Origin of the sequence: Priestia megaterium NBRC 15308 = ATCC 14581 (genome assembly GCF_000832985.1) — a bacterium.
Taxonomy (GTDB): Bacteria; Bacillota; Bacilli; order Bacillales; family Bacillaceae_H; genus Priestia; species Priestia megaterium.
The window spans coordinates 4,452,080-4,467,499 of record NZ_CP009920.1 but is presented as its reverse complement, the minus strand read 5'-3'; the positions used below and the strand labels follow the sequence as shown (position 1 = coordinate 4,467,499).

Below are 15,420 nucleotides of genomic sequence, written 5' to 3'. Positions count from 1 at the left end.
CCTTCATCTACCCAAAATCATGATGTGTGTACTAGGTGTATTAACTGTATTACTCATCGCATTACAGTTAATATTATAGTATGTTTTTTGGAAAAAACAAGTACTTTTTTTACTTTTGTTACAAATAGATGACAAAAAAGTGTTTAATAGTTTTATAGATGAAACAAAAATAACTGTAAACAAATTGCGCAGGCTGCCTTCGTTGTAAGCCAAAATACTCCTTTAAGTCAGCACCTCGTTTTGTTTGTCTTAACCAAGTACCTCTAGTTATTACAATAGTAATGTTTTATAATGTTTATAATTAATTTTTTTAATATAAAAGGAGCCATACTCTATGTACTATGATGCGTTAAAGACGTTTGTTTCTGTTGTAGAAGAGCAAAGCTTTACAAAAGCTGCGGAAAAGTTAATGATTTCACAGCCAAGCGTAAGCGTACACATCAAAAATCTTGAAAAAGAATTTCAAACTTCCCTGTTCCTGCGTTCACCTAAAATGTTAAAAATCACACCCAGCGGCGAAATTTTATACGATCGTGCTAAACAAATGATTCAGATATATGAGCATACGAAACGAGATATTTATGAACATCATCACCGTGTCAAAGGAATGCTAACGATTGGCGCCAGTTTCACGATTGGCGAATATATTCTCCCTTCATTTTTAGCAAAGCTTCGTGAACAATATCCTGATATTGATGTAGAAGTGACTATCGGTAATACAAAGGAAATCGCTCAGCTTGTTCGTCATTTCAAAGTAGACGTAGGACTTATTGAAGGACACACGGAAGAATCCGACTTACATATTCAGTCCTTTATGGACGATGAGCTTGCCATCGTTGCGTCAGTGGATCACCCTTTAGCTCAGCTTAAAAAAGTAGAAATTGATGATTTACAAAATCAGCGGTGGGTAGCACGTGAAAAAGGCTCTGGAACAAGAGAATATTTAGATCACGTTTTAATGTCCAACGGTTTAAAAATGAAAAGCATACTAACGATCAGCAGCAATCAAGGAATTAAAGAAGCCATCGTTCACGATTTAGGAATGTCTGTACTGTCGCTTTGCGCTATTAAAGAAGATGTAGAACAAAAACACCTATCGATTCTCGACGTTAACACCGCTCCTTTTAAGCGCCGTTTCTCCTATATCTATCCTGCTAACAGCGCTCATAAAAAAGTAGCGGAGCTTTTTATTCAACTTTTAAACTAAGAAAAGAAATTAAGACATAACTAAATTACTTCAATCTAAAGACTAAAGTAGCTAGTATAAATCACTTGCGACACCGCAGTTGATTTCCGTGCAAGACTTCGCTTTCCGCGGGCAGCCGCTGAGCCTCCTCGTCGCTTCCGCTCCTGCGGGGTCTCACCTGTTCCGCTTTCCCGCAGGAGTCTCCGTCCTGCCCTCCAATCAACTGCTAGAAGGAACGAAAAAGATGAAACTATGTTCACCATAACAAAAAAAAACGAACCACTAATCAAACATGTTGATCGATGGTTCGTTTTTCACTTGGGCTAAAATCCTTTTGTACGGGCCTCTTTTTTTAAATCAATAGCTATATGTCTTTACATTTTCTTAGTGAACATGCGTCTGCTGAGCCGGCATTTTTGACAAACGAACAGCTAGGAAAAAGGCTGTTGTAAGAAACACACCAATTAAAGCAATAACACCTTTCCAGCCGTACGCACTCCAGCATAAGCCAGCCACCGTCCCGCCAACGCTTGATCCTGCATAGTAAAAAAACAAATACAAAGACGAAGCTTGAGCTTTGTCATGCGTTGCTCTTCTTCCTACCCAGCTGCTTGCGATGGAATGACTTCCAAAAAAGCCAAAGGTCAGCAGCAAAAGCCCGGTAATTTTTATCCATAAAACGGGATGCAGCGTAACGATTGAACCTATAAGCGTAACAGCAATCGTACATAACAGCACTTTCTTCCGACCATATCGATCCGCCAGCGTCCCCATCCAGACCGAGCTGAATACTCCAACAAAGAAAATAACAAAAATAAAACTGACAAGCGTATGATTCCAAGAATACGGAGGAGCGGATAGAGCGTATCCAATATAATTGTATAAAGCTACGTTACTTCCAAGCAGTGCAAAACCAATAGCAAAAAGACAAAGCATCCCTTTATCTTGAAGATGACTGCGAAGAGAGCCGGTAAGCTGACGAAGTTCAAAGGACCTGGAAGTAAAGTTCTGTGAATCGGGCAAGTTCATAAAAAAAACAAATGTGGCCAATAAACTAATTACGCTTACAACATCAAGAGCTACCGACCAGTTAAAATACTCCGTGAGCATTCCTGTCATAAGCCTTCCCGCTACGCCTCCAAAGGCGTTTCCGCTTATATAAATCCCCATCGCTTTTCCTAAACTCCCGGGTTCAATTTCTTCTCCTAAGTAAGCCATGGCCACAGAAGGCAGCCCTGCTAACACGATTCCTTGAATAACGCGAAAAATTAACAGCGTTTCAAAGGTAGAGCTAAATGCTGTCATGATGCATAGCAATGACGCAAAAATTAACGATAGGCCCATCAGTTTCTTTCGTCCCCACACTTCCGATAAAGAACCTAAAAAAAGCATACTAACAGCAAGCGTGATGGTTGTTAACGAAAGAGATAAACTCGCAAACGCCGGGGATATCCCAAATTCTCTAGAAAATTCGGGTAAAATGGCCTGCGTACAATATAAAATCGAAAATGTGTTGAAGCCTGCTGCAAAAAGCGCAACATTTGTTTTGCGAAAAGCTGATGTTCCAATTACGGTATAACTCACAGTTAGTCACTTCCTTTTTTCTCTAAAAAAAGCATATCACGGTTTTTTTATTCTGTATAATTCATTATGTAAATCGTTTTCATGCATTTCAGTAATGAGTGACATAAACAAATGTAGAAGGACAACAACCTGATTATTTTTTAAACAGCTGCATGCGAGAAAGAAGATATTATCTCTTCCCGTTTTACACAAGCATAAAAAAAGTCGAGCCAATTTTTCATGGCTCAACTTTTTTAATCTAATACATAAGATGCTAATACTTTTTGCACGTCGTAAATGCTTTTATCTTTACGAAATTCTTTTGAGATCGGCGCGCTAGAACCCGATACCCAAATATTTAATTCCGCATCTAAATCGAACGTTCCAGCCGTTTCTACGCTAAAATGGGTAATCGTCTTATAAGGAATGGAATGATAATCTGTTTTCTTTCCCGTCACTCCTTGCTTATCAACGATAATTAAGCGTTTCGTCGTAAACACCATCAAATCGCGAATGACTTTATATGCTTGTTCCACTCGCTCGTTGGCAATTAAAATGTTTTGTAAATCTTTTTCAGTTCCTCTTATATCTGCTTCTGATGCATTTCCTAATAGTCCATCTAATATACCCAAGCTGATCACTCCTTTCTATCTACACTACCGCATTTTTTTCTGTCTGGAAAGTTAAAAAGGTCTTTTAATGAATTAATTTACTTTCACGCGCTTTTTTTGTTAATTTTGCACTCGTTTTACTAAGAGGCTTATGAAGAAAAATGCCAACAAGCAGCACGCCAAGCCAAATGCAAAGAAGAACGGTAACGTCTTTTCTGACAATGTCCGCTAACATGCCTCCTACCACTTCTCTCATCATGCTTATTGCATACGTAAATGGTAAAAACGGATTGATTGCCTGAAAAAAAGCAGGCACGACTTGAATCGGAAATGTACCGCCTGCAGCGGAAAGCTGAAGCACAAGTAAAACAATCGCCATTGCTTTTCCTGCATTGCCAAATATCGCAACAAGCGTATATACAATCGTCATAAATACGAAGCTGCACAGTAAGCCTAAAAAGATAAAAGGCACTTTATCTACGACGTACGTGTTGATTAAAAATAAATCGCCCAGCGTCACAATAAAAGCTTGCACAAGAGCAATGGACAAAAACGTTAAAAGTCTTCCAAGATAGACTTCATAGCTTTTAAACCGCTCTTCATCCGCTACTTCTACGCTTAAAATCGAAACTAACAGCAAAGCCCCAACCCACAAGCAAAGCGTTGTGTAAAACGGCGACATAGCCGAGCCGTAGTTTGGAATGGGATAAAGCCTCTCTTCTTTTAAAAGAACGGGTTTAGCAAAAAAATCACTTTCTTTTTGCACATCGTTTTTTAACAAATTAATAATATCTTCAATATTTTCTTTTCGCTGAAATTCTCGTATCTTATCCGCTATATTATGCACGTTTTGTTCAATTCGCGGAAAGTCTTTTGTTATTTTCGCAAGCTCCTGCTGCCCAAGCAAGATGCCACTCGCTGTTTTAGACAGCACATTCGAAACATCCGGCATGCTTTTATTGGCTTCCTCAAGCAGTGAGTTTGCGCTTGCCGTTTTATCTTTTGCCTCTTTGATTGCTTGTTCAACAGCCGGCACAATCGTAGAAGAATACGAATTCGTTAACGTATTTAATTTAGAAACCACTTGGTCGGTGCGTGAGCTGAATCTATCAAGCACGCTTTGAGTTGGAGCATCTCCATTTTGTGTTTGTTGCTGCAGACTGTTTACATCCGAAAGCTGCTGCTGTAAAAGCTTGTTTACATCTTTTACGTCATTAATAACAGGTGAAAGAACTTGTTGTTGAGATAACGCATTTAAATCTGTAAGAAGCGTAAGAATCTCTCCTGTGTCAGCAATTTGTTTTGTTAACTGCACTTTTAGCTGTTCTGCTGCTGCGCTGACTTCAGCCGGTGCGATATCTTTTTCCATCAGCTGATTCTTCAGTTCTTGAACCCCGAGAGCTCGCTGCTGAACCCGCTGCAGCGTTTCGTTGATCGTTGGCTCAGCGTTTTTTAAAACTTGATCGCTTTTAGTTAAAAACGTATTGAGCTGCTGAGTCATCTGTGCGCCGTCAGCTGTTAATCTCTCTACTTCAGGAAGAGCAGCCTGAGCTTTCGATACAATAGCTCCAGCTTTTTGAGTGGTGTCATTCGCTTCATTAATTACTTTTTTGATTTCAGGAAGACGATTTTCGAGCTCAAAAATTCGTTGTTCAACTTGTTGAATAGTCGGCAAATCCCGCTGCAGTGTAATACCTAGTTCGTTAAACACAGAAAAAATAGCTCCATTCGCTGTTTTGACGAATTTTTCACTGATCTGTTGTGTTAAGCTGCTGGCTCCTTTGCTTGTAATTTTAGGCGCCACGGCGTTTATTTTTTCGTTTACTTTGTAGATAATGACCGGCTTTTCCAAACGGTCTTGAAGAACGGTACCAAGCTTTTGTGAAAAATCTTTTGGAATAACAATACTTGCATAATAGTCTCCGTGTTTTACTCCGTGATCAGCTTTTTCTTTGGAGACAAACGTCCATCCAAGCGTTTTATTTTTCTTTAGCGTTGCAATAATATCTTTTCCCACGTTCACGTGCTGCCCTCTTATCGTAGCACCTTCGTCTTCGCTTGTTACTGCAATGGCAATACCTTCAGTCCGTCCGTAAGGATCCCATGATGCTTTTATATTAAACCATGCGTAAAAAGACGGCAGAATCATAAGCGTCAGCACAATGATAATCATCGCCCAATTGGTGAAAATTCTTTTTAAATCCCGCGTATAAATATAAACAGTATTTTTCATATGTCCCACCCAGTTTTATTATTACAAGTTAGCTTATCCATGTTCGAAGAAACATATTTCTGATACTATAGAAAAAGTTAGGTATGGTTTTACTAGAAAGGATGATGAACATGACAGAAAGACTTTATTATAGCAATCCCTACACAAAAACGTGGGAAACAGAAGTGACAGAGACGCGCGCTCTTTCAAATGGCTACGCTTTAACGTTAAAACAAACTGCTTTTTATCCAGAAGGCGGCGGACAGCCTTCTGATTACGGTACTATTGCCGGAATTGAGGTAAAAGATGTTTATGAAGAAAATGGAGAAGTCTATCACCTCGTTGATACGCTCCCTGCACAAACGAACGTCACGTGTGAAATTGACTGGAATCGCCGCTTTGATCATATGCAGCAGCACAGCGGACAGCACTTACTTTCAGCTCTATTAATTGATACATATGATATTCACACCGTTAGCTTTCATTTAGGAAGCGAAGCTGTCTCTATTGATTTAAATGTGCCTCAGTTATCTGATGAGCAGCTATTACACATTGAAAAAATTGTAAACGACGCTATTTACAGCAACCGCCCCATTAAAACGTACGAAGTGAAAAAAGAAGATTTGCATACTCTTGCGCTTCGCAAAGTGCCCGACCTAGAAGACGAAATTGTACGCATCGTAGAAATTGAAGACATTGATGTTTCTGCCTGCTGCGGCACTCATGTGAACCAAATTGGAGAACTGGGCCTTATTAAACTTACAAAAACAGAAAAGCAGCGCGGCAATACACGCCTCTTTTTTAAATGCGGTATGCGTGCATTAGCTGATTATCAGCAGTCTCAAGAAATCGTAGCGGAACTTAGCAATAAATTCAGTACAAGCCGTGAGTTAGTTGTAGAACGAATTAAAAAATTGGAGACTGAACAAAAAGAGCTGCAAAAACAACTAGAAGAATTAAAAAATGAAAATGCAGCTTATTTAGCAAGTGAATTAGAAGCCAAAAAAGAAGGATCATTTCTGTACCATCACTTTGAAAACCGTACATTAAAAGATGTGCAAGCTTTGACAAAGCAGCTGCTTCAAACGCCTGATACAACGCTTCTTTTTTCTTTTTCAAGTGATCAAAAAGTATTGCTGGCCCACAGCGGCAGTGAGGTAAAATGCGGAGAACTTTATAAAGAACTTCTTCCACTTTACGGTGGAAAAGGCGGCGGCGGACCAAAACAAGCCCAAGCCAGCTTTTCATCTTCTGAAAATATGAACGCATTTATTAACTCAGTAAAAGAAAAAATAACTAGAGCATAACAAAAAGCCTGTCTTTTTAAAGACAGGCTTTTTCCACTCCATCAGCTTACTAAATAGCCAATTAATAACCCAATTGATAAAGTAAATCCAAAAAACGTATTTGTTTGAGCAGTTGCTTTCATCGCAATAAGCTCTCCGCGTACAAATGCTTGTACGGCTTGAATTGGCTTAGGTGCACTAAGAAACACTAAGAAAATCCAAGGGCTAATACCGAAGAATACCACTAATGCAACGGTCCAAATATACGCAATGCCAAACAAAGCAGCTAAAAATCTAATCGCATTTTTGGAACCTAATAAAATAGCTAGCGTACGTCGTCCGCCTTTTGTGTCTTCTTCTATATCGCGAATGTTGTTAGACAAATTAATCGCCCCTACTAAAATCGCAATCGGAAGTGATACAAAGATGCTTTCAGACGTTACGGTATTTGTTTGAATAAAAAATGAAATTAAAACGAACATGGCACCCATGCAAAGACCTGAAAATAATTCTCCAAACGGCGTATACGCAATCGGAAGCGGTCCGCCCGTATACAAATAACCAATCGCCATACCTACTAATCCAACTAAAGCAAGCCACCAGCTGCTGTTTGCACATATATATACACCTAAAATAAGAGCAATTCCATAAGAAATCAGTGCTAAATTTAATACCGTTTTCGGTTTCATTCCGTGTCTGACGATAGCTCCTCCGATACCTACGGAGTCTTCTGTGTCTAACCCGCGTTTAAAATCATAGTACTCGTTAAATAAGTTCGTCGCAATTTGAATCCACAAACATGAAAAAAGCATCGCAAGAAACATCCAAACGTTCACATGGCCATAAAACATGGCTAGAACTGTACCAATCAAAACCGGTACAAACGATGCTGTTAGCGTATGAGGACGGGTTAATTGCCACAAAATTTTCCCTTTGCTATACTGCTCGACTGCAGCTTTGTTTTCTTTGTTATGACTTGTCATCATCCTCTTCCCTTCTATTACGAACCGTATCTCTATTTAAAAGTGCTGCTTTTAACATAATGAATGATAGCAAACTTACTCTAATACAATACACGTCCGCCCAACAAAAAAATCACGGAACTCTTTAAAATATCAGTTCCACTCTATATCATAATAATTTATTGATCTTTTTACAAGATGACCGCTTATACATTTCCGGTTTTTTCTACAAAAATCTGCTTTGATGCAGAAATTCGCAGGAAAAAGATTAAAAGCCTGTATGAAAAATCAGATTGAGACATAACTACATCAATCCAATCTAAAGATGAACAAATAGTATACATGAACTGGACTGCTTAGTACACCGCTGTTGATTTCCGTGCAAGACTTCGCTTTCCGCGGGCGTCCGCTGAGCCTCCTCGTCGCTTACGCTTCTGCGGGGTCTCACCCCTTCCGCTTTTCCGGCAGGAGTCTTCGCCTTGCCCTCCAATCAACTGTGCTAGAAGAAACGAAACAGATGAAAGCTACGTTCACCATAAAAAAAGCCGAACCAATTGGATTCTCAATCAAAAATCCAACTCGTTCGGACCTTTCTTTAACTAAAATACGTTTATACAAGCCTCTTTTTCATCTCTACATCTTAGTAATTAAAATCTTCGTCCCCATATCTTCTGCGGAATCTTTTATGAAAACACGAATCGCATATCGCATGATCATGATTCCAAGGAAGGTCTTTAGAACACGCACTGCATGTTCTTTTAAATTTTTTCATATCTTTTCTTAATACGTTATGGATTTTATCGGTAAGCTCTTCTCGGACACGCTCCCAGTAAATAGCCTCTGGCCTTCTGTCCATTCGATATAGAAATAAAAGATGCAGGCCAATCGCCTTATAAGACAGCTCTAATTTTTCCAGTGAACCTTCTATTATCCTTGGTTCAGGTAACTCTTCTCTGTTAACAATCGCATTCATGCTGGCCACCCACTGCTTTTTCAAAGAACTTTCTTTGGCTGAAAAAGGCAGCTGCAAGTAGCCATATAAATCAACAATCGGCATTTTCGCCTCAATCAGCGTGTCTTTCACTTCCTCATAAAGCTCACGTTCTTGTGCCAGGTTTGATTTTTGTGTACCTTTTGGATTTTTAAATTTAGCCCACATGTCAAAAAACGTTCCGAGATCATGATGATATTCTTTAAATCTTCTTAGCATATCTGAAGTAGGCGCAATAGAAAATTTACTGATTTGCTCGTCTGTTGAAAATAACAGTTCTCTCATTTGCTTTGCATCTTTAGCGAATGCAACTTCTCCTACATTATAGAGACCCTTCCTTCCAGCACGACCTGCAATCTGCTTTAACTCTTGAGAAGTCAACAATCTCCTCTTTTGTCCGTCAAACTTCATGTTTTCTAAAAGGACAATTCGTCTAATTGGAAGATTTAACCCCATTCCAATTGCATCTGTAGACACAATGACATTTGTTTCTCTATTAATGAACTGCTCAATTTGTTTTCTTCTCGTTTCAGGCGGCATACTTCCATAAATCACGCTAACTTTATGACCATCTTTTTCTAGCTTAGCCGCTGTCTGGAGCACTTTTTTACGCGAGAAAACAATTAAAGCATCTGCGGGTTTCACTTGTTCAATTTTGAACTTTCGAAGATCTACTTTTAAAGGTATATCTCTTTCATACTCATGAATTTCTGAGATCACACCGTCAAGCATCTCTTCTAACATACTTCGAATGCTTAAACTCCCAATCACATGAACTTGTTTGGCATTAGCTCGAGTGATGGCTTTATACCATGAAAACCCTCGGTCTCTGTCTTGAATCATTTGTGCTTCATCAATTACGGTTACATCGCCATGTTCTAATTCACTAAACATCTCTACGGTACCAGCCATGTGCTGAGCGTCTTCAACAATCTTTTCTTCTTCACCTGTTTTTAACGAACAAGGGACTCCGTCTTTGTTCAGCTTTTCAAAAACTTCTAAAGCTAACAGGCGAAGCGGCGCTAAGTAACTACCCGAAGCAGCTTTTTTTAATGATTTTAATGCTGTATACGTTTTTCCTGTGTTTGTATCACCGAGATGAAGAATGTATTCCGTCTCTTTTCTTGGGTCCATTTCGTATTCTGCACCAAAAATATAATTTAACTGTCGCTGTTCTTCTTCAATCAGCTTTTTCTTTTCTTCACGTTCACGTTCTTGTTGTAATCTTCTTTCTTCCAGCTGCTGTTGATATCTCTCTTGATGCTCTTCGATCGTTAAGTTGTGATCTGAAACTTCTAGTACATGGGAAAGCTTTTCTTCTACAAGCATTCTTTTATATTCATAGACCAAATCCGATAAATCACTTCTAAGTGCTTTTATAATGTCCATTCGTGTTACCGAAGCATTTGTATAGGATTTATATTCTTCTTTAAATGAAGCAGGAAGGTCATCCATAATCATAGTTGGAATGATTTCATAAATCTTATCGGTGATAAATACCTCGTATACATCTTCATACGTTTCAAATAAGATAATCGTTGAGTATCGGTCTAATTCTGAGCTTACGCCGCCGGTGAGCTCTTGAAAAAAGTCATGAACCGTTTCATAATCATGACGTGTTAAATCACCGTTTTCTATTAATTCATCTTCAAGCTCAGTATGCGGCGCATAGTTTTCAATATATTTTGAGTTTGTTTCAATATCTTTTGATAGCTGATGTGAAAGCTGTTCTCTTATATGTAGATAATACAGCTCTTTGTTTACTTCCAAAATAGGAGCCGCTTCTAAATTTAACTGTAATTGATACCTGGCTTTTCGATCATTAATACTTTGCTGTCTTTCTTTCTCTTTTCTTTCTTCTTCTTTTTTGGCAAATTCAGCTCTTGCTTCTCCGTATAGAGACAGCCACTCTGCTTTATTGCCATTTCCGTATTGCTCTTTTAACCAAGAAAAAGCATCAAACTCCATACCTTTTCTCGTTTCTTTAGCAAATAACTTATCGATAGCTTGAGGTTTATATCCTTTTATCTCAAAGCCTCTTTCTGTTAAATACGATCTTCTGTTTTTCTTAGATACAGAAGAAACAGCAATTTTTCTCCACGCAGTCCCCCAGGCTTTCTTAATAAAAGAATGCCTGTCTGTTAAATACGTCTCTAAATTCGGACATTCGTCTTGTTCACCTAGTACGCTTTTTATATCCTGTAGTAATGTATGTTTAGTTTTTTCAATGGCCCTGCTTTGAATAGCCTCTAATTCAAGCATAAAATTCTCCTTTGGAAAGTTTTCCTACATTTATTATAGGAAAGACCTCTGAGAGAATCAAATACATGTTATTACTTTATTTGAGGCTGGATTAATAAGCTCTCTTCTTCCTGCTTTTACTTATTTCTCGTCTATTTTATCTGCTTGCTTTTTTACCCTCTATTCAACACAAAAAGCTCCTATTTAAAGGAGCTTTCCGACACTTATTTTTTAGATAATTCAGTCTATTTTAAGTATACGTCAAGCATTTTTGTCGATTCCCTTTGAATAAGGGATTGAAAGCTGTGAAAGTTTGGTTAGCGATACATGCAAAACACCTGTAAATAAAAAAGCTAAGATCGTTGCGCCTGTGGCTAGCGGGTGAACGTACGTAAAATAGTAGGCAAATACAGCCCCCACTATGTAAGATACATACACATAAAGGTTAAATCCTTTTGTATACCAGTACAGTTTATTTTGTTTTTCTAAAATAGCTGAAACGTCATAGTGTTTTCGGCGAATGATATAATAATCAACAAGAACAATCGCAATAATAGGAATAAATAATACGCCGATCATAAGCAAAAAGCTTTGAAAATTTGTCATTAACCACTCTTTTAATAAAGAACCCAGGACTGTGACAACTCCCATGGTTAGTGCCGGTATCCAGAACCTCTGCTTTGGAAAAATAGATAAATAAGACATTGTCGCGCTATACAATACCATTACGTTGGTTGACAACACCGATAAAAAAATGACGATGGCTGCTACTAATCCTAACAGCGGACTATATGCGCCAATTAAATTTACCGGGTCATACGTTTGCGTCATATTTCCGAGAATTGAAAAGCCGGAAACCGTTGCGCCTAATCCCATCGCAATTAATGTCGCAACGTTATACCCTAAATACGTTCCCGCAATTCCCGTTTTTTCAGATTTACAGTTTCGGTTATAATCGCAAACAATAGGAATCCACGTAAAAGCTGTAGCTACTACGATATCAAAAGCTAACATTCCTGTAATACCAGGATTTTCACTTGCTTTCATTTGAATTAATTTTGCTGCATCAAATTCGATAAACAAATAGCTAAACACAACGGTTGCTAAAATGACCATTAGCGTAGCTACTAACTTTTCCGTGGCTTCAATGCCTTTGTGTCCGTATATAGAAATCGCTACTACTAGTACTTGAGTAAGAATCGTAAATAGATTGATATTGCTGTAACCGGTCAAAAAGATGACGGCATGATTTAAACTTAGCCCTGCCATGTAGGCTTGAATCCACGCCCAGCCGATCAGTGTAATAAGATTAACAGCAGCAGGAAGCATAGCCCCTCTTTGTCCAAAAGCTGGTCTCATTAAAACCATGGTTGGAAGACCGGTGCGAGTTCCGATATTCCCCATCAACACGAGCGGTATAGCACCAACTAAAGAGCCAAGCACAATAATAAATAATGCCTTTAAAAATGTCATATCGGGTACAAACAGCATTCCGGTAAAAACGGTCGTTACTACCACATTGGCTCCTATCCACATGGAAAATGTAGAGAAGAAGCCCATACTTCTTTTATTCATTGCAATCGGCTGCACATCATCATGGGCGAGACCACTTTTTGTTGTCATTCCTTTTCCACCTTTCACTTTTATTGATACCAATTGGCTCGAGCTAGCTTGGTATTTGTATTCACATGTTTTATTTCAGTAAAAGCAGCTAATCCTGATGGACCTAACTCCCGGCCAATGCCGCTTTCTTTAAAACCGCCCCACGCCGTTTCAATATGAGGCGTATGGTAGCCGTTGATCCAAATCGTTCCCGCTTGAAGATGTTCAGCAACTCGCTCTGCTTTCATTAAATCATTCGTTAAAATTCCTGCAGCTAAACCAAATCTCGTACCGTTGGCAAGTACTATGGCTTCTTCTTCACTTGAAAAAGATTGAACGGTAATGACCGGACCAAATATTTCTTCTTGTACGACTTTCATATGCTGCTCCACACCGACGAACACAGCCGGCTTTATATAGTTGCCACCTTCGCAGTCAATTAACGTTCCTCCTGTTAATAAATTCGCACCTTCTTCTTGACCTAGCTTGATAAAACTCTGTATTTTATTCAGATGCTCCTTGCTAATAACCGGACCCATCTCCGTTTCTTCTCTTAAGGGGTTACCAATTTTTATGGCAGCAACAGCCTCCGTAAGAGCAGAAAGAAACGGCTTATAGATAGATTCATGTACGAGTATACGCGATGAAGCTACACACACTTGACCTTGGTTAAAAAATGAGCCAAACATTGTCCAATCTACTGCAATATCAATCTCGCTATCTTCAAAAATAAGAAGGGGAGATTTCCCTCCCAGTTCAAGCGAAACTCTTTTCAGCTCTTTTGCGCACTGCTGATAAATACGTTTGCCTGTTACTGATCCTCCTGTAAAAGAGACTTTAGCTACGTCTTTGTGTTCAATCAGTGCACTTCCCACTTCACCGTCTCCCGTAAGTAAATTAAACACGCCTTCTGGTATACCAGCTTTTTCACATAGTGAAGCTAACTTTAAAAAAGAAAGCGGCGTTAATTCTGACGGCTTAAACACCACCGTATTTCCAGCTGCTAAGGCAGGAGCCAGCTTCCACATACCAAGCAACAAAGGGAAATTCCAAGGAACAATCAGCGCGCATAGGCCAATAGGTTCTTGAATGATTTTACTGTTTGTGTCGTCGAACATGTTCTTTGTCCACGGCTGATTTTCTTCTATTAAATTTGCGTAATATCTTAAACAATTAATCGTATCTTCTATATCTAACTGTGATTCTTTTATTGGTTTGCCTGTATTTAACGTTTCTGTTTCGGCAAATACACTCGCTTCATTTTCTAATAAATTTGCTAGTTTATTAAGCACCTCTACACGCAGTGACTTATTTTTCTTCCATTCACTCTGTTCAAAAGCCTGCTTTGCTTTACCTACCGCTTCCTCTACTTGTTGAAGCGACGAGTCACACACTTCCGCTATGATCTTATTAGTCGCTGGATTGATAATTTCTCTTTTTAATGTTTTTTCCTGTTTCTTATCTATTTTTACATTTGCTTGCCTGTTCATACCCAAACACTCCCTATAGAGAACTCGTATATAAAAGTGGGAAGATAATAGTACCTTCCCACTTTTACCACCTTGCTTGTATTTAGTCGCGTGCTTTCACTAACAGCGCTTCTTCTTCTTTTGCTTTTTTTCTTAACGCGATAAGCGTGATAAATTCATAGACAATATTAGCGGCCGCCGCTGCTGTAATTTGACCATGATCATAAGCTGGCAGTACTTCCACTAAATCAAAACCGACAAAATCTATACTTGTTAACCCGCGAACAAATTGAAGCGCATCGTCAATACTTGCACCCGATACTTCAGGCGTTCCCGTTCCCGGCGCGTAAACTGGATCTAAAAAGTCAATGTCAAACGATAAAAATACGGGTCCTTCTCCTACACGCTCATGAATAATTTCTAGCATTCTTTCAACGCCCAGTTTTTTATATTCATTTGTCGTATACAGAGCTAGACCTAAGTTCTTTGCATCTTCTAAATCTTCAATGCCGTACAGACCGCCTCGCATACCAATTTGAATCGAGCGCGACACGTCGATTAACCCTTCTTCTATCGCTCGTCTAAATACCGTACCGTGATTGTATTTTTGTTCAAAATAGCTATCCCACGTATCAGAATGAGCATCAAACTGTAAAAGCGCTACCGGTCCGTGCTTTTTCGCGATGGCACGAAGTTCACCAAGGGTCATCGAATGATCACCGCCTAGTGAAATAGGAATAATTCCTTCATTCACAACCGGCGTTAACCCTTCTTCAATTTTTTTATATGTTTCTAAAATATATCCGGGAACAACTGACAAATCCCCGTAGTCCACGCCTGAAATGTAATCAAAAATATTAATCTCTTGTTCTGGGTTATACGGACGAAGCAAAATGGAGAAATCTCGAATAGCTTCCGGTCCGAAACGTGCTCCTGTTCGAAAAGACTGCCCTGAATCAAATGGAATACCCGTCACAATAAAATCCATCTCTGAATTTACTTGTTCTACATACGGAAGTCTCATAAATGTTCGAGGTCCGCAAAAACGCGGAGATTCAAATGAATTTTTCGGCTGATATTTTGGCATAATTTATTCCTCCTAGTGGGTTTCATTCATTAGCACCGTATTATCATGTTAGATACTGACGCTTTTTATTTAGATACTTTTTATTAATGCAAAATGCATGCCAATTTTTATTACTCTATTTCGTGCAATTATGGAGGATTTTTAATTCACAATAGAATCAAAACAAAAAAACTGATTCAGTATTGAATCAGTTAATTCATAATGAATTAA

10 protein-coding genes are annotated in these 15,420 nt (G+C 38.8%); 2 read left to right on the top strand and 8 right to left on the bottom strand.

Annotated elements, in window-relative coordinates:
* The first annotated feature begins 334 nt into the window (after positions 1-334).
* The gene (locus tag BG04_RS22905) at positions 335-1,207 is read left to right on the top strand and encodes a selenium metabolism-associated LysR family transcriptional regulator (RefSeq protein WP_034652218.1); all 873 of its coding nucleotides are present in this window, start codon (positions 335-337) and stop codon (positions 1,205-1,207) included.
* 363 nt (positions 1,208-1,570) lie between these two features.
* Here the strand turns inward: BG04_RS22905 and BG04_RS22900 are convergent, their stop codons facing one another.
* The 3 genes from BG04_RS22900 to BG04_RS22890 all read right to left on the bottom strand — a co-directional run bounded on the left by BG04_RS22900 (position 1,571) and on the right by BG04_RS22890 (position 5,593).
* On the bottom strand, positions 1,571-2,770 hold the full coding sequence (locus BG04_RS22900; protein ID WP_034652221.1) for an MFS transporter: 1,200 nt from the start codon (positions 2,768-2,770) through the stop codon (positions 1,571-1,573).
* A gap of 233 nt (positions 2,771-3,003) precedes the next feature.
* On the bottom strand, positions 3,004-3,381 hold the full coding sequence (locus tag BG04_RS22895) for a PH domain-containing protein (RefSeq protein ID WP_014460184.1): 378 nt from the start codon (positions 3,379-3,381) through the stop codon (positions 3,004-3,006).
* Positions 3,382-3,445: 64 nt separating this feature from the next.
* Positions 3,446-5,593: a YhgE/Pip domain-containing protein gene (locus BG04_RS22890; RefSeq protein WP_034652224.1), complete on the bottom strand. Its 2,148-nt coding sequence runs from the start codon at positions 5,591-5,593 to the stop codon at positions 3,446-3,448.
* A 110-nt stretch (positions 5,594-5,703) separates the two neighbouring features.
* Here BG04_RS22890 and BG04_RS22885 point away from each other — a divergent pair, with 110 nt between their 5' ends.
* Positions 5,704-6,879 (top strand): alanyl-tRNA editing protein, encoded by a 1,176-nt coding sequence (locus tag BG04_RS22885; protein WP_034652227.1) that lies wholly within the window; start codon positions 5,704-5,706, stop codon positions 6,877-6,879.
* A 41-nt stretch (positions 6,880-6,920) separates the two neighbouring features.
* Here BG04_RS22885 and BG04_RS22880 read toward each other — a convergent pair whose 3' ends face one another.
* The 5 genes from BG04_RS22880 to speB all read right to left on the bottom strand — a co-directional run bounded on the left by BG04_RS22880 (position 6,921) and on the right by speB (position 15,210).
* Positions 6,921-7,841: a 1,4-dihydroxy-2-naphthoate polyprenyltransferase gene (locus BG04_RS22880; protein WP_034655166.1), complete on the bottom strand. Its 921-nt coding sequence runs from the start codon at positions 7,839-7,841 to the stop codon at positions 6,921-6,923.
* A 619-nt stretch (positions 7,842-8,460) separates the two neighbouring features.
* Entirely contained in the window at positions 8,461-11,073 is a 2,613-nt protein-coding gene (locus tag BG04_RS22875; RefSeq protein ID WP_034652230.1) for a helicase-related protein, read from the bottom strand.
* A 240-nt stretch (positions 11,074-11,313) separates the two neighbouring features.
* A complete protein-coding gene (locus tag BG04_RS22870) occupies positions 11,314-12,675 on the bottom strand; it encodes a purine-cytosine permease family protein (protein WP_034652233.1) in 1,362 nt (453 codons plus the stop codon).
* 20 nt (positions 12,676-12,695) lie between these two features.
* Positions 12,696-14,144, bottom strand: coding sequence for an aldehyde dehydrogenase family protein (locus BG04_RS22865; protein ID WP_034652235.1), 1,449 nt, complete (start codon positions 14,142-14,144; stop codon positions 12,696-12,698).
* Positions 14,145-14,226: 82 nt separating this feature from the next.
* Positions 14,227-15,210, bottom strand: a complete 984-nt coding sequence (gene speB, locus BG04_RS22860; RefSeq protein WP_016764033.1) for an agmatinase — start codon at positions 15,208-15,210, stop codon at positions 14,227-14,229.
* Between the last annotated feature and the right edge of the window lie 210 nt (positions 15,211-15,420).